This window comes from Pseudomonas cavernicola (assembly GCF_003596405.1).
Taxonomy (GTDB): Bacteria; Pseudomonadota; Gammaproteobacteria; order Pseudomonadales; family Pseudomonadaceae; genus Aquipseudomonas; species Aquipseudomonas cavernicola.
Window position 1 is genome coordinate 714,348 of sequence record NZ_QYUR01000006.1, and the last position, 14,991, is coordinate 729,338.

General features: G+C 62.8%; 12 protein-coding genes. 4 read left to right on the plus strand and 8 right to left on the minus strand.

Annotation, left to right across the window (positions count from 1 at the left end):
• Positions 1-139: 139 nt before the first annotated feature.
• The 8 genes from D3879_RS19480 to D3879_RS19515 all read right to left on the minus strand — a co-directional run bounded on the left by D3879_RS19480 (position 140) and on the right by D3879_RS19515 (position 9,460).
• Entirely contained in the window at positions 140-874 is a 735-nt protein-coding gene (locus D3879_RS19480; protein WP_119955894.1) for a tellurite resistance TerB family protein, read from the minus strand.
• Positions 875-993: 119 nt separating this feature from the next.
• Entirely contained in the window at positions 994-1,971 is a 978-nt protein-coding gene (locus tag D3879_RS19485) for a diguanylate cyclase (protein WP_119955895.1), read from the minus strand.
• Positions 1,972-2,057: 86 nt separating this feature from the next.
• Positions 2,058-3,065: a chemotaxis response regulator protein-glutamate methylesterase gene (gene cheB, locus D3879_RS19490; RefSeq protein ID WP_119955896.1), complete on the minus strand. Its 1,008-nt coding sequence runs from the start codon at positions 3,063-3,065 to the stop codon at positions 2,058-2,060.
• On the minus strand, positions 3,062-5,329 hold the full coding sequence (locus D3879_RS19495; protein WP_119955897.1) for a hybrid sensor histidine kinase/response regulator: 2,268 nt from the start codon (positions 5,327-5,329) through the stop codon (positions 3,062-3,064). Before D3879_RS19495 ends, cheB begins: the two co-directional genes overlap by 4 nt.
• Complete coding sequence (locus D3879_RS19500; protein ID WP_119955898.1) at positions 5,326-6,012, minus strand: chemotaxis protein CheW; 687 nt, start codon at positions 6,010-6,012, stop codon at positions 5,326-5,328. The genes D3879_RS19495 and D3879_RS19500 overlap by 4 nt, the downstream gene beginning before the upstream one ends.
• Positions 6,005-7,282, minus strand: coding sequence for a CheR family methyltransferase (locus D3879_RS19505; RefSeq protein ID WP_119955899.1), 1,278 nt, complete (start codon positions 7,280-7,282; stop codon positions 6,005-6,007). The genes D3879_RS19500 and D3879_RS19505 overlap by 8 nt, the downstream gene beginning before the upstream one ends.
• A complete protein-coding gene (locus tag D3879_RS19510; protein ID WP_119955900.1) occupies positions 7,279-7,773 on the minus strand; it encodes a chemotaxis protein CheW in 495 nt (164 codons plus the stop codon). The genes D3879_RS19505 and D3879_RS19510 overlap by 4 nt, the downstream gene beginning before the upstream one ends.
• 58 nt (positions 7,774-7,831) lie before the next feature.
• Positions 7,832-9,460: a methyl-accepting chemotaxis protein gene (locus D3879_RS19515; protein ID WP_420800938.1), complete on the minus strand. Its 1,629-nt coding sequence runs from the start codon at positions 9,458-9,460 to the stop codon at positions 7,832-7,834.
• A gap of 341 nt (positions 9,461-9,801) precedes the next feature.
• Between D3879_RS19515 and D3879_RS19520 the strand changes: the two genes are divergently transcribed.
• From D3879_RS19520 to D3879_RS19535, 4 genes are all read left to right on the plus strand, one after another.
• Complete coding sequence (locus D3879_RS19520) at positions 9,802-10,713, plus strand: LysR family transcriptional regulator (protein ID WP_119955901.1); 912 nt, start codon at positions 9,802-9,804, stop codon at positions 10,711-10,713.
• Positions 10,714-10,988: 275 nt separating this feature from the next.
• Positions 10,989-12,485, plus strand: coding sequence for a gamma-aminobutyraldehyde dehydrogenase (locus D3879_RS19525; protein ID WP_119955902.1), 1,497 nt, complete (start codon positions 10,989-10,991; stop codon positions 12,483-12,485).
• 107 nt (positions 12,486-12,592) lie between these two features.
• Positions 12,593-13,753, plus strand: a complete 1,161-nt coding sequence (gene ydcS / locus D3879_RS19530) for a putative ABC transporter substrate-binding protein YdcS (protein WP_119955903.1) — start codon at positions 12,593-12,595, stop codon at positions 13,751-13,753.
• A 196-nt stretch (positions 13,754-13,949) separates the two neighbouring features.
• Positions 13,950-14,990 (plus strand): ABC transporter ATP-binding protein, encoded by a 1,041-nt coding sequence (locus tag D3879_RS19535; protein WP_119955904.1) that lies wholly within the window; start codon positions 13,950-13,952, stop codon positions 14,988-14,990.
• Position 14,991: the final 1 nt, after the last annotated feature.

A 14,991-nucleotide genomic window follows, 5' to 3' on the forward strand; every position in this document is an offset into this window, starting at 1 on the left:
GCGCCTCCCTCCCGTCGATATGGCGGGCTTAGGCTATACACGATAGTCCGCCGAGAGTGATTCGCTACGGTCGCTGCCGGACGGTCGCGCCGCCCGCGACAGGGTTCCAGAACGCCTGCAGGGAGCTTCCTACGACCGACTAAACGGGCGACTGCAGCGCCTGCCGCGCCTGGTTTTCCAGCTCAGTTTTAAGGCCGGGTTCCAGCTTCAACTGGCGCGCCAATTCATCGAGGTAGGCGCGCTCCATAAAGTGCTCCTCATCCACCATCAAGAGGCTAGCCAGGTACATTTCCGCGGCCATCTCCGGAGTCTGCGCGGCGCGCGCCACGTCGACCGGATCGAGCGGTTTGTTTAGCTCGGTCTCCAGCCAGCGTTGCAACTCTTGGTCATGGGTCAGCTTGCTCAGCTCACCCTCGATCAGTTGCCGCTCGCGGGCATCGACATGGCCATCGGCCTTGGCCGCCGCCACCAAGGCCTTGAGAATCGCCTGGCTATGCTGCTCAACCTGCGGCGCCGGCAGGCGATCCAGGGTCTGCGGTTCGCCTTGCGGCGCATTTGCTTGCTGCGCTTGCCAGTTGCCGTAGGCCTTGTAGGCGATGACACCGAGCGCGGCCAAGCCGCCGTAAGTCAGCGCCTTACCGCCCAGCTTGCGCGCACTCTTGTTGCCCAACAGCAAACCCATGGCGCCCGCGGCCAAGGCGCCACCGCCGGCACCGCTAAGCAGGCTGCCCAAACCGCCAGCCGCGCCGCCCGAGAGCAAATCACCCAAGCCACCCGCACCCCCGGCCGCGCCGCCCTGGCGAGCACCCGCCTTGTTCTGCAAAAGGTCTTGACCGGATTTGAGCAGTTGATCGAGTAAACCACGCGTATTCATAGAGCCCTCCAGTGTTTGCATCAGTCCAATGAAACGAGTCGCAGACTAGAACGAAGTGCCCTTGAGTGGCATTTGGGAATGCTTCCAGATGTTGCACCCGCGAGCCCCACCCGGTCTGCTTAGATTGAGCCGACCTGATTACGACCGTTGCGCTTGGCCAGGTACAGCCCCTGATCCGCCGCCTGGATCAGCAGCCGAAAGGACTCACCCTGCTTAGGCGTCAGGGTCGCAACCCCGACGCTCGCAGTCAGACACGAGTCGGGGACCGGTGAGGCATGGGGGATCTGCAGGGCCTCCACGGCGAGACGGATTTTTTCCGCCACCAACCGCGCACCGCCAGGCGAAGTGCTAGGTAGCACCATGGCGAACTCCTCGCCACCGTAACGCGCCGGCAGATCGGCGGGGCGGATACCTCCTGCGCGAATGGCAATAGCCACTTTACGCAACGCCTCATCACCGGCCAGGTGACCGAAGCCGTCGTTGAAGTCCTTGAAGTAATCGACATCGATCATCAGCAAGGACAGCTGACACTGTTCGCGTAGCGCACGACGCCACTCCATCTCCAGGTACTCGTCGAAGTGTCGACGGTTCGACAGCCCGGTCAGGCCATCCGAGTTCATCAGGCGCTGCAGCACCAGGTTGGTATCCAGCAACTGCTGCTGACTCTCACGCAGTGCCCGATAGGCCTCATCGCGCTGCAGCAGCATCAGGTAGGAACGCGAGTGGTAGCGGATACGCGCGACCAACTCGATGGCGTCCGGCAGTTTGACCAAGTAGTCATTGGCACCCGCGCCGAACGCGGCGCTCTTCACTTGAGACTCTTCTTTGGTCGACAGAACAATGATCGGGATATCGCGTGTCGCTGGATGCTTACGGTATTCACGCACCAACGACAAGCCATCCAGACCCGGCATCACCAGGTCCTGCAGGATCACCGTGGGTCTGATCTGCACTGCCACGGCAATGGCCTGGTGCGGGTCGGAACAGAAGTGAAAGTCGATATTCGTTTCACTCGCTAGCTCGCGCCGGACCGCCTCGCCAATCATGGCCTGATCATCCACCAGGAGCACCATCACGGCATGTTCATCTGTTGTCATCACTGACCTATGGTTTTGAAGGTAATTCATCTGTTTCCTTGGTATCCGCAGGCAGTCGCCCGGATGTCCCGGTGTTATTCGATCACTCAGGCAAAAAAGCGTGCGAGCCTCGGCGCAATCTCGCCGAGGGGGCGGATCTCGGCGGCAGCATCGATATCCGCCGCGGCTTTGGGCATGCCATAGACGGCACAGCTCTGCTGATCCTGGGCGATGGTGAGAAAGCCACGTTCGCGCATCAGTTTGAGCCCTTGCGCACCATCGCGACCCATACCGGTCAGTAGCACGCCAACTGCCTCTCCGGTCCAGAAGGCCGCCACGCTCTCGAAGAACACATCGATGGACGGGCGGTAGGCATAGTGGCTCGGCTCCGCTGTGTAGGCCAAGTTGCCGTTTTTCAGCAGCCGGATGTGGTTGTTGGTTCCCGCAAGCGACACCACACCCGCTTGCGGCGGTTCACCGTCGTGGGCCAGGCGCACCGGCAAGCCTGACTCACTGCTCAGCCATTCGGCCATGCCTGCGGCAAAGACCTCATCGACGTGCTGCACCAGCACAATGGCCGCAGAAAAGCCTGCCGGTATGCCCTTGAGCAACTGCTCCAGAGCCGCCGGACCACCCGCGGAGGCTCCGATCGCCACCAGCCGGTGCTTAGGCTCGGCCTGTAGCACCGGTGCGGGAGCCGCGCGCGCGCGGTTTTCGCGCGGGCCGATCAGCCAGCCGATGTTATAAATCTTGCGCAGTAGCGGCGCGGCGGCTTCCTGGGCATTACCAGAGCCAAGTGCCGGGGTAGCGACCACATCCAGCGCCCCATGGCCCATGGCCTCGAACACCCGATGCAAGTTCCGGTTGATGTCGACGGTCACCAGCAGGATCGCGCAGGGGGATTGCGCCATGATCCGCCGGGTCGCCTCGACACCATCCATGACCGGCATGATCAGGTCCATCAGCACCACATCGGGTGTCCGCACGGCGCACAGCTCGACCGCTTCGGCACCATTGCTCGCGACCCAAGCGATCTGATGCGCCGGCTCGAAGGCCAGCGCCCGACGCAGAGCCTCGACCGCCATAGGCAGGTCATTAACGATGCCGATTCTCATAGGGCCTCTCCAATTAGCACCACCACCGCATCGAGCAAGGCTTCGTCGTGGAAGCTGGCCTTGGCCAAGTAGTAGTCGGCGCCGGCATCCAGTCCCCGGCGGCGATCCTCTTCACGATCCTTGTAGGACACCACCATCACCGGCAGGGATTGTAGATGGTTGTCGCGACGGACCAGGGTGACCAGTTCGATACCGTCCATGCGCGGCATGTCGATGTCAGTGATCAGCAGATCGAAGTGCTCCGAACGCAAGGCATTCCAGCCATCCATGCCATCCACCGCAACCGTCACGTCATAACCACGACCGAGCAACAGCTTGCGCTCCAGCTCACGCACCGTCAGCGAGTCATCGACCACCAGGATGCGCTTGCGCGCGACCACGCTGGCCTGCCGACCGCTGCGATCGATTCGTTCGAGCCGGCCGGTGCTGAGCAGCTTCTCGACCGAGCGCAGCATGTCTTCGACATCCAGAATCAGCACCGGTGAGCCATCGGCGAGTACCGCGCCAGCGGAGATGTCCTGCACTTTGCCCAAGCGCGGATCGAGCGGCAGAACCACCAGCGTGCGCTCGCCGATGATGCGCTCGACGGCCAGCCCATAAACCGCCTCACGCTCGCGAATGACCACCACCGGGAGCGATGCTGGCGCCAGTTTGCCGTCCGGGCGCTGCAGCAGCTGACTGGCCGATACCAGACCGACATGCCGCCCTTCGTGCCAGAAATGCTGGCGCCCTTCCAACTGCACGATGTCCTGCGCGTCCAGCTCGCGCATCCGTTCGATATGCGCCATCGGAAAGGCATAGGCCTCGCCGCCGATCTCGACCACCAGGCTACGCACCACCGAGAGCGTCAGCGGCACCTCCAGGTGGAAATGGCTGCCCTGCCCCCGTATCTGCCGGACCTGTATCCCGCCATGCAACTGGCGAACCATATGCTGTACCGCATCGAGGCCAACCCCCCGCCCGGAGACCTCAGTCACTCGCGCGCGCATGCTGAAGCCCGGCAGAAACAGGAAGCTCAGCAGCTCTGCCTCGCTCAACTGCGCGGTGGTTTCCGCAGGCGCGAGCTGGCGTTGAATGATCGCTTCGCGCAGGCGTTGCAGATCGACACCGGCGCCATCATCGGACAGTTCGAGCACCAGCATGCCCGCTTGATGGCGGGCCTTGAGGCTAATCACGCCCTCGACAGGCTTGCCCGCCAGCAGGCGCACCTCGGGCAGTTCCACCCCATGATCGACAGCGTTGCGCAGCAGGTGAACCAACGGCGCTTCAAGCTTCTCCAGGATCTCGCGGTCGACCTGGGTCGTCTCCCCTTCTATCTCCAGACGCACCTGTTTGCCCAGCGAACGCCCGAGGTCACGGACCATCCGTGCCTGACCGACCAGCACATCGGTAAAGGGGCGCATGCGGCAAGCCAATGCAGTGTCGTAGAGCCGCTGGGCGCGCTGAGCGGCGTGCCAGCCGAACTCGTCCAGTTCGGCAGTCTGCTCGCTGAGCATCTGCTGTGACTCGCCGAGCAGCCGTCGCGCATCCGCCAGCAACGCTTGCGTCTGCAACTCGAAGCCAGCATCTTTCAGCGCTTGCTGGACCGTGTCGAGCGCCCTGTCGACGCCGCTCTGCCTACGCTTGATCCGCTGCAGCGAGCCGAGGAACGGCTTGAGCCGCTGCGTGCCGACCAACGACTTGCTGGACAGATCGAGCAGGCTGTTGAGTCGCTCAGCCGTGACCCGCAGCACCCGCTCAGCGCTCTCCGCCGGGCGGTTCTCGCTGCGCGACAGCTCCGGCAGAAGCATGTCCAGCTCTGGCGCAGCCGGCAGCACGGGGGCGGCGGGCCCAGGCTCAGCGGCTGGCAGCACAACCCGAGCGGCTGACGCAGCGGGCGGCAGCATCGCCTCCAAGCGCACCATAAAAGCCTCGATGTCCGCCGGTCCAACCTCGCCAGCCGGCGAACTGGCGATGCGCAGCAGCAAGTCACTGCCAGACAACAAGCCATCGATATGTTCGGGCAGCAGATACAGGCGCCCCTCCTGGGCTGCGACCAGGCAATCCTCCATGACATGCGCCACGCGCACTCCGGAGTCGATACCGACAATCCGCGCGGCGCCTTTCAGCGAGTGGGCCGCACGCATGCAGGCTTCCAGTTGCTCGGCCTGCGCAGGGTTGCGCTCCAGGGCCAGAAGACCGTCGCTAAGCACCTGGGTTTGCGCCTCAGCCTCCAGACGGAATAGCTCCTGCAGCGAGGCATCGCGCATTTGATCCGGGGTCATGTAAGGCTCCGCGTCACCGCCAGCAGGAGTTGTTCGTCATCCAGCAAGCGGATACTGCGACCACGCCACTGGATGACGCCACGGGTATATTTTGCCGCCGCCAAGGTGCTGGTTTTCGTCGCTGCGGCCAAGCTCCTCTGCTCCAGCGCATGAATCCCGTCCACCTCATCGACCGGGGCCACTACATGTCCGCCCTGCCCACCGATGATCAGCATTCGCGGCATCTTCCGCCCCTGCGCCGCAACAGCTGGGGTGCTGTCCAGCCCGAGCAGTTCGACCAGCGACAGGCACGCCACCAACGCGCCGCGCACATTGACGACCCCCAGCAAGGCACGTGAGCGCTGGTGCGGCAACGAGTGGATCGCCGCCAGTGGCGAGACCTCTACCAGGCTACGGGTCGCCAGGCCCAGCCACTCCTCACCGAGGCGGAAAATCAGCATCGAGCAGGTAGCGGTGACGGGCTCCGGCAGGCTTTGCTCGGCTACTCGGCTGTCATCCTGATGCAGCGCGTAACGATCGAGCAGTCGGGTCGCCGCAGCGGAATACACCGCACAGTTGCGGCAATGAATGTGCTCGACCAGCTGCGGGCAGGATTTGTCGCCGCGAATGCCGATGCGGTTCCAGCAGTCGTCGACTTGCTGCGCACCCTCTTCCGTCATCAGCGACGGGGCGTAATCAAGCATCTTTGCTCACTCCACGCGCGGCCCTGTCCTGCAGCCGCCGCGCACCCGCCGCATCGCCCTGAGCGGCAAGCAGCGCAGCCAGATGGGCCAAGGCTTCCTGATGTTGCGGCTGCAAATACAGCGCCTTGCGGTAAAAGCCCAGGGCGTCGAGCGGCTGGCCTTCGGCATCGCTGAGTAGACCCAACCAGTAAAAGGCATCGGCGGCCGGCCCCTGCTGCGCGAGATAGTCCACGCAGCGCTGCCGTGCTTCATCGACCCGCCCCGCATTGGCCAGGCCGGCGATCGCCTGCAGCTGCTCGACAGCCTGATCCGCCACAGCGTCGGCCGGGCGTTGGCTGTCGAGCAAAGGCTGGCGGCGCGCAGGGGCTGGCCGCGCCAAGGCTTCGCTCCGTCGCCGCAGCGGCTCAGGCGCCGGCCGAACGGGCGGACGCGGCGACAGTGGGCTCTGGCTCGGCGCCGCCGTGCCCGGCGTTACGCGCGAGTGCCTGAAGGCGAACGACAGTGGCACACCGAGCGACTGCATGCCCAGCCGCGAAAGCAGGCTGGCCTCCGCCGGGCCGATAAACACTACGCCATCGCTACGAGTCAGACGCTTGAGCACTTCCAGCGCCGCCTCCTGGGTCGCCAGATCGAAATAGATCAGCAGGTTCCGGCAGAACACAAAGTCATAGGCCGGCTCGCCGGCGAGTAAGCCAGGATCGAGCAAATTGCCGCACTGGAAGCGCACCTGGCGGCCGACCTGTTCCGCGAGAGCATAACCGTCCGCGACCGCCGAGAAATGCCGAGCACGAAACTCGAGCGCGGCGCCGCGAAAGGAGTTCTTGCCGTAGATGGCGCGTTTGGCCCGCTCGATCGAGATCGGGCTGACATCCAGCGCATCGATCTGAAACAGCTGCGCCGGGATGGCCGCATCCAGCAGCCCCATGGCAATCGAATAAGGCTCCTCGCCGGTTGAGCACGGCAGACTGAGAATTCGCAGCGGGCGGGCGCCGTTGAGGTCCGCGAGGCGCTGAAATGCCAGCTTTCCAAGGGTCGCAAAAGACTCCGGATAGCGGAAAAACCAGGTCTCGGGAACTATCACCAGCTCGATCAGCGCCTGCAGCTCCTCGGCCGAGCCGTGCAGCCGCGTCCAGTACTCGTCGGCGTTGCGCGCAGCCAGCATGGCGCTGCGCTGACTGACGGCCCGGGCGATGGCCGCAGGGCCGACGCAGCCGGCATCGAGCCCGATCTGTTCTTTAAGGACACGTTCGAAGCGCTCGTCACCGCTCATAGCCCGACCTCGCCCCGCTGCTCAGCAAGCGTCGCCGGCGGAAACAGGATTGCCCGCACGGCAGCGGGCAGCAACTGTTGCACGCGAATCCATTGCACCAGCCCTCGCGCGCCCTCGAACACCGGGCCGAGGTAAGGCGCGCCCTGATTGTCCAGACCATAGTCACGAAAGTCGCCTGGGTTGCAGCGCAAGGTGTCGGTCACCTGCTCCAGGATCAACCCGAGCGGATGCCCCTGACCATCATCCCCGGCGCGGTAGTGAACCAGGACGATCCGCGTGCTGGTACGCGCTGCAGCCGGCTGAGCGAAGGTCAGCGCGCTGAGGTCGAGTACCGGCACCAGCATGCCGCGATGGGCGAAGACTCCAGCCACCCAGTGCGGCGCCTCCGGAATCTGCTTCAGGCGCAGCAGCGGCAGCACCTCTACCACCTCACAGGCGTCCAGTGCATAGCGATCGGCACCGATCCTGAACAGCAGGAACAGCTTCTTCATTTGCGCCAAGGCGCCGCCGCGGCCAGCCTGTACGCCTGTCAAGTTACCGGCCCCACTCTCAGACTTTGAAGCGGGAGACGCCACTGCGCAGTCCATTGGCCACCAGATTGAGTTCGTCGATGGCGAAGCTGGCCTGACGCAGCGATTCCACTGTCTGCCCGGTCGCTTCACCCAGCTGCACCAGCGCATGATTGATCTGCTCGGCGCCGGTGGCTTGCGCCTGCATGCCCTCGTTGACCATCAGCACACGCGGTGCCAAGGCCTGGACCTGACCAATCACCTGCGCCAGCTGATCGCCGACCTGCTGCACTTCGGACATGCCACGGCGTACTTCTTCGGAGAACTTGTCCATCCCCATCACACCTGCCGACACCGCCGACTGGATCTCGCGGACCATCTGTTCGATGTCGTAAGTCGCCACCGCAGTCTGATCCGCCAGCCGACGAACTTCGGTCGCCACCACGGCGAAGCCACGGCCGTACTCACCGGCCTTTTCCGCCTCGATGGCGGCATTGAGCGAGAGCAGGTTGGTCTGATCCGCCACCTTGACGATGGTGGTCACCACCTGGTTGATGTTGCCCGCCTTCTCGTTGAGGATCGCCAGCTTGGCGTTGACCAGCTCGGCGGCGCCCATCACATGGTTCATGGTGTCTTCCATCCGTGCCAGCCCGAGCTGACCGGAGCCCGCCAGCGCGGACGCCTGTTCCGCCGAGTAGGAAACCTCGGTCATGGTCCGCACCAGATCACGAGAGGTGGCCGCGATCTCGCGCGAGGTAGCGCCAATTTCCGTGGTGGTAGCGGCAGTTTCGCTGGCTGTCGCCTGCTGCTGCTTGGAGGTCGCGGCGATTTCAGTGACCGAAGTGGTGACTTGAATGGCCGAGCGCTGCGACTGGGAAACCAGCCCGGCCAGCTCCGTCACCATGGCATTGAAGCCAGTTTCGATGACACCGAATTCATCCTTGCGCGCCAGCGCCAGCCGCGAGCTCAGGTCGCCGCTGCGCATGACGCCGAGGATCTCGACGATGTGCTGCATGGGAGCCATGATCGCGCGCATCAACAGCAAGCCACAGATGGCGGCGGCGATTACCGCGAGCAGCAAGGTAATACCCATGCCGAGCTTTGCCGCTGCCACGGAAGAGACGATATCAGCAGTGGCACTGTCCACTGCCCGCTTGTTCCGCTCCAGCAGCTTATTCAGCAACTCCCGACCGTGCTGCCAGTCCGGCAGCAACTTTTCCTTCAGCTGGAGGCGCGCCTGCTCCGGTTGTTTCTGCACATACAAATCCAGCACGGCACTATGGAGTTGGTTGTACTCCTGCTGATGCTCTTGAAACTCTGCAAAGAGTGCACGATCGCTCTCTTCAAAGATGGTTTGCTCGTATTTGTCCAGCAACTCGACAACCTGCTCATCGTAGTTGCGGAACTGTTCAAGCTCCGCCTGACTGAGTGCCTTGCCGTCGTTCAGGCCAATCAACTGCTGGGTCAGCAACAGCTCCTCCGCCCAGATTCCACGGATCATGGAGCTGTAATAAAAGCCGGGCATGCCGTCGTCGTGAACCTGATCGGCACCCTTTCCTATGATCAACAGGCGGAAGTAGGACGACACGAACATCAACAACATGATGGCGATGATCACCGCAAAGCTCGCCAGGATGCGTTGGCGGAGGGTCCAGTTGTTCAAAATCATTCCCCTAGGGACTAGCCGTGCAGATGGTCTTATTCGGCGCCAGCAGCACAGTGCCGGGCCCGGCGACTGTAAAGGCCAGCCACCAAGCTCCGCAAGCACTCCAGCTCAGCAGCAGGCTTTATATATCAACGGATTATCGCCACCAACGGACAAAGCCTTTGGCTATGTCTGAGTTAGCTGTTGCAAGGCGCGCATCGAAACAGCGCAGAGCCTGTAGAAGAGCTGCCGTCTAGCCATCTAAATAAAAGATACAAATCATCAATAATCTATAAAACTCATTAAAATTACCCCCTCAAGAGCCATTGCCAGCGGCTTTCGCACCAGACCATGAAGATCAAACCATGATGACCCTGCGCCAGATCCGCCATTTCATTGCAGTTGCCGAAACCGGCTCGATTTCCGCGGCAGCCCAGGCGGTGTTTATCTCGCAATCGACTCTGACCCTGGCGATCCAGCAACTGGAGCAGGAGATCGGCGTCAGCCTGTTCAATCGCCACGCCAAGGGCATGACCCTGACCCACCAGGGCCACCAGTTTCTGCGCCAGGCGCACCTGATTCTGGCCACGGTGGATAATGCCAAACGCAGCCTGCAACAGAGCACCGACCAGGTTGCCGGCCAACTGACTATTGGCGTGACCAGCCTGGTCGCCGGCTATTACCTGGCGGACTTGCTTACCCGCTTCCAGCGCGCCTACCCCAACGTGGAAATCCGCGTGATGGAAGACGAGCGCCCGTATATCGAACACTTGCTGGTGAGCGGCGAGATCGACGTCGGCGTGCTGATCCTCTCTAACCTGGAAGACCGCCACGCCCTGCAAACCGAAGTGCTGACCCACTCGCCGCTGCGCCTCTGGCTGCCACCGCAGCATCCGCTGCTGGAGCACGACAGCATCAGCCTGGCGGATGTGGTCAGCGAGCCGCTGATTCAGTTGAACGTCGATGAAATGGGCCTGAATGCCCAGCGCATCTGGTCGCGCGCCGGCCTGCAGCCACACATCACCCTGCGCACCGGCTCCACCGAGGCGGTGCGCAGCCTGGTCGCCGCCGGACTGGGCCTGTCGATTCAACCGGACATGACCTACCGCCCCTGGTCGCTGGAAGGCGACATCATCGAAGCCCGCGCGCTGGTCGACCTGACCCAGACCCTCGACGTCGGCCTGGCCTGGCGGCGCGGCACCGCTCGCCCGGCACTGGTCGACCCGTTCCTCACCGTTGCCCGCGAACAACCTGCCGGGCGCAGGCCATCTATTTAACCGAACGTTGCGTTCAGTATTAAGAATTTGTAGACCTCACGCCTGCCCTCTAGTCTCTCTTCGCACATAAGAGGCCAGCGTCAGGGTTTAGCTCGTAGGGTGGGTTAGCCATAGGCGTAACCCACCATCCGGCGCGCGAGCGGCGGTGCCTGTCGGCACCGTTGGCGGGTTACACCGCTACGCGGCTAACCCTCCCTACGATCTGATCCGTGATGTGGCTGACCTTGGTAGGTAATCAGGCGGCGTCGGGCTTCAGCGTTGCCTAGAGAAACTCGATGCCCCAACAACAAAAGAGAGCACACAAGATGGCCGGCTCCGCGATTTCCACGCCCCTCTTCAGCGAGCTGTTGATCGACGGTCAACTGGTCGCGGGTGAAGGCTTTGTCGAGCCGATCCTCAATCCGGCAACCGGCGAGCTCCTGGTGCATATCGCCGAAGCCTCCACCGACCAGGTCGAGACCGCCATCCTCGCCGCGCACCGTGCGTTCGGCAGTTGGTCACGCACCACCCCGCAGCAACGCTCGCTGATTCTGCTCGGCATTGCCGACGCCATCGAAAAACGCGCCGATCACCTCGCCCGCCTGGAAGCCCTGAACTGCGGTAAACCGCTGCATCTGGCCCGACAGGATGATCTGAGCGCCACGGTGGATGTGTTCCGCTTCTTCGCTGGCGCGGTGCGCTGTCAGACCGGCCAGCTGTCCGGTGAATACCTGCCGGGTTACACCAGCATGGTGCGCCGCGACCCGATCGGCGTGGTCGCGTCCATCGCGCCGTGGAACTACCCGCTGATGATGGCCGCGTGGAAGATCGCCCCGGCGCTTGCGGCCGGCAACACGCTGGTGTTCAAGCCGTCCGAACACACGCCGCTGTCGATCCTCGCCCTCGCCCCTGCGCTCGCCGAGTTGCTGCCGCGCGGAGTGATCAACATCGTTTGCGGTGGCGGCGAAGGCGTCGGCAGCCACCTGGTCAGCCACCCGAAGGTGCGCATGGTCTCGCTGACCGGCGATATCGTCACCGGACAGAAAATCCTCCAGGCCGCCGCCAAGACCCTCAAACGCACCCATCTGGAACTCGGCGGCAAAGCGCCGGTGATCGTCTGTAACGATGCCGACCTGGAAGCGGTGGTCGAAGGCGTGCGCGCCTACGGCTACTACAACGCCGGCCAAGATTGCACTGCCGCCTGCCGCATCTATGCTCAAACTGGTATCCATGACCGTTTAGTCGCGGAGTTAGGTGATGCCGTGAGCAGCCTGCGCTTTGCCCGCAAGCGCGATGCGGACAACGAGATCGGCCCGCTGATCAGCGCCCGTCAGCGTGACCGGGTGGCCAGCTTCGTCGAGCGCGCCCTCGGCCAGCCGCATATCGAACGAGTCACCGGCGCCGCCGTGCATTCCGGCCCCGGTTTCTATTACCAGCCGACCTTGCTCGCCGGTTGCAAACAGGGCGATGAAATCGTCCAACGCGAGGTCTTCGGCCCGGTGGTGACCGTCACCCGTTTCGATGAACTGGAGCAGGCGGTGGACTGGGCCAATGACTCCGAATACGGCCTGGCCTCCTCGGTATGGACACAAAACCTCGACAAGGCGATGCAGGTCGCCGCCCGCTTGCAGTACGGCTGCACCTGGATCAACAGCCATTTCATGCTGGTCAGCGAGATGCCGCACGGCGGCCTCAAGCGCTCCGGTTATGGCAAGGACTTGTCCAGCGATTCGCTCCAGGACTACAGCGTGGTACGCCACATCATGGCGCGGCACGGCCAGCAACTGAGTTAGTTACCGAAGAGTTAGTTACCGAGTACAGCAAAGAAGTAGCCCGACAAGGGCCAAGCAACACGACGTTTAACTGCCCCGACCCCAAAAACAGAAAAGAGGGAAACCCAATGTTCGTGCAAAAAACCGCTTTATTGAGTGCGTTGACCACCGCACTGCTGGCCAGCGCCAGTCTGCAAGCCGCCGAAACGCTGAAGGCCGTCGGCGCCGGCGAAGGTCGCCTCGACATCGTCGCCTGGCCCGGCTACATCGAGCGCGGCGAGACCGACAAGAACTACGATTGGGTGACTCAGTTCGAGAAAGACACCGGCTGCAAGGTCAACGTGAAGACCGCCGCCACCTCCGATGAGATGGTCAGCCTGATGGCCAAGGGCGGCTACGACCTGGTCACTGCGTCTGGCGACGCCTCGCTGCGCCTGGTCTATGGCAAACGCGTACAGCCGATCAACCCCGAGCTGATCCCTAACTGGAAAAACATCGACCCGCGCCTGAAAGATGCCCCTTGGTATGTGGTCAACAAACAGACCTATGGCACGCCTTATCAGTGGGGCCCAAACCTGCTGATGTACAACACCACGGTGTTCAAAACCGCACCCGACAGCTGGAGCGCAGTGTTCGATGCGCAGAACCTGCCGGATGGCAAGCCCAACAAAGGCCGCGTGCAGGCCTACGATGGCCCGATCTACATCGCCGATGCCGCGCTGTACCTGAAAGCCACCCAGCCTGAGCTGAAAATCAACGACCCCTACGAGCTGAACGAAAAACAATACGCCGCCGTGCTCGATCTGCTGCGTAAACAACACAGCCTGATCCACCGTTATTGGCACGACACCACAGTGCAGATGAGCGACTTCAAGAACGAAGGCGTGGTTGCCTCCAGCACCTGGCCGTACCAGGCCAACGCCCTGAAAGCCGAAGGTCAGCCGATTGCCACCGTGTTCCCCAAAGAGGGGGTCACCGGGTGGGCCGACACCACCATGCTGCATGCCGAAGCCAAGCACCCGAACTGCGCCTACAAGTGGATGAACTGGTCGCTGGAACCCAAGGTTCAGGGCGACCTGGCCGGCTGGTTCGGCTCCGTGCCCGCGGTACCGGCCGGCTGCAAAGCCAGTGAATTGCTCGGCGCACAAGGGTGTTCAGTGAACGGCTACGACCAGTTCGACAAGATCGCCTTCTGGAAGACTCCAGAGGCCAAGTGCAAGACCCAGGATCAGTGCGTGCCATACAGCCGTTGGACGCAGGACTTCATCGCGGTCATGGGCGGCAGGTAAGGATGATCGTTCCCACGCTCCGGCGTGGGAATGCCTCCCCCGGACGCTCCAGCGTCCATTCACGCAGGCTGACGCAGAGCGTCACAGGCTGCATTCCCACGCAGAGCGAGGGAACGATCAAACGTTCGTTTCACCCGTTTTCAGTAGTCCGGGCGGAGTTGCTGTACCCAGCCTTTGCATTTTCGGAGCGTATGCCATGACTCTTGCAGTCCAATTCACCCAAGTTTCCCGTCAATTCGGCGAAGTGAAGGCCGTAGACCGGGTTTCCATCGATATCGAGGACGGCGAGTTCTTTTCCATGCTCGGCCCATCGGGCTCGGGCAAAACCACCTGTTTGCGCCTGATCGCCGGCTTCGAGCAACCCAGTGCCGGCTCCATCCGCATTCATGGCGCCGAAGCCGTGGGCCTGGCGCCCTACCAACGCGACGTCAACACCGTCTTCCAAGACTACGCGCTGTTCCCGCACATGAACGTGCGCGACAACGTCGCCTATGGCCTGAAAGTCAAAGGCATCGGCAAAACCGAACGCCTCACCCGTGCAGAAGAGGCACTGAACATGGTCGCCCTCGGCGGCTACGGCGAGCGTAAGCCCGCACAACTTTCCGGCGGCCAGCGTCAGCGCGTGGCCCTGGCCCGCGCGCTGGTCAATCGGCCGCGGGTGTTGCTACTGGATGAGCCGCTCGGCGCGTTGGACCTGAAGCTGCGCGAGCAGATGCAAGGCGAGTTGAAGAAGCTGCAACGCCAGCTCGGCATCACCTTCATCTTCGTCACCCACGACCAGACTGAAGCGTTGTCGATGTCCGACCGCGTGGCGGTGTTCAACAAGGGCCGCATCGAGCAGGTCGACACCCCGCGCAACCTCTATATGAAACCGGCGACACCGTTCGTGGCCGAGTTTGTCGGCACCTCCAACGTACTGCGTGGCGAGTTGGCCGAACAGTTGACCGGCAATGCCCGGCCGTTCTCCATTCGCCCGGAACACATCCGTTTTGCCGATAGCCCGGTCGCCGGCGACGAGGTGCAAATCAGCGGTCTGCTGCACGACATCCAGTACCAAGGCTCGGCCACCCGCTATGAGATTCAGCTGGAAAACGGCCAAAACCTCAGCATCAGCCATGCCAACAACCAGTGGCAGGAAACCACGCTTGCGTACCAGCCCGGCCAGCGCGTCACTGCACGCTGGGCGCGTGAAGCCATGATCCCACTCCTCGAAACCGCGCTGAGCGAGGGCGTGTGAG

Bases quoted from the DNA above. Each gene is read 5' to 3' on its own strand.
- D3879_RS19525 (WP_119955902.1), top strand. From the start codon at position 10,989: ATGCCCCAACAACAAAAGAGAGCACACAAGATGGCCGGCTCCGCGATT.
- D3879_RS19480 (WP_119955894.1), bottom strand. From the start codon at position 874: ATGAATACGCGTGGTTTACTCGATCAACTGCTCAAATCCGGTCAAGAC.
- D3879_RS19485 (WP_119955895.1), bottom strand. From the start codon at position 1,971: ATGACAACAGATGAACATGCCGTGATGGTGCTCCTGGTGGATGATCAG.
- D3879_RS19510 (WP_119955900.1), bottom strand. From the start codon at position 7,773: ATGAAGAAGCTGTTCCTGCTGTTCAGGATCGGTGCCGATCGCTATGCA.
- D3879_RS19520 (WP_119955901.1), top strand. From the start codon at position 9,802: ATGATGACCCTGCGCCAGATCCGCCATTTCATTGCAGTTGCCGAAACC.
- D3879_RS19500 (WP_119955898.1), bottom strand. From the start codon at position 6,012: ATGCTTGATTACGCCCCGTCGCTGATGACGGAAGAGGGTGCGCAGCAA.
- D3879_RS19535 (WP_119955904.1), top strand. From the start codon at position 13,950: ATGACTCTTGCAGTCCAATTCACCCAAGTTTCCCGTCAATTCGGCGAA.
- ydcS (WP_119955903.1), top strand. From the start codon at position 12,593: ATGTTCGTGCAAAAAACCGCTTTATTGAGTGCGTTGACCACCGCACTG.
- D3879_RS19515 (WP_420800938.1), bottom strand. From the start codon at position 9,460: ATGATTTTGAACAACTGGACCCTCCGCCAACGCATCCTGGCGAGCTTT.
- D3879_RS19505 (WP_119955899.1), bottom strand. From the start codon at position 7,282: ATGAGCGGTGACGAGCGCTTCGAACGTGTCCTTAAAGAACAGATCGGG.
- D3879_RS19495 (WP_119955897.1), bottom strand. From the start codon at position 5,329: ATGACCCCGGATCAAATGCGCGATGCCTCGCTGCAGGAGCTATTCCGT.
- cheB (WP_119955896.1), bottom strand. From the start codon at position 3,065: ATGAGAATCGGCATCGTTAATGACCTGCCTATGGCGGTCGAGGCTCTG.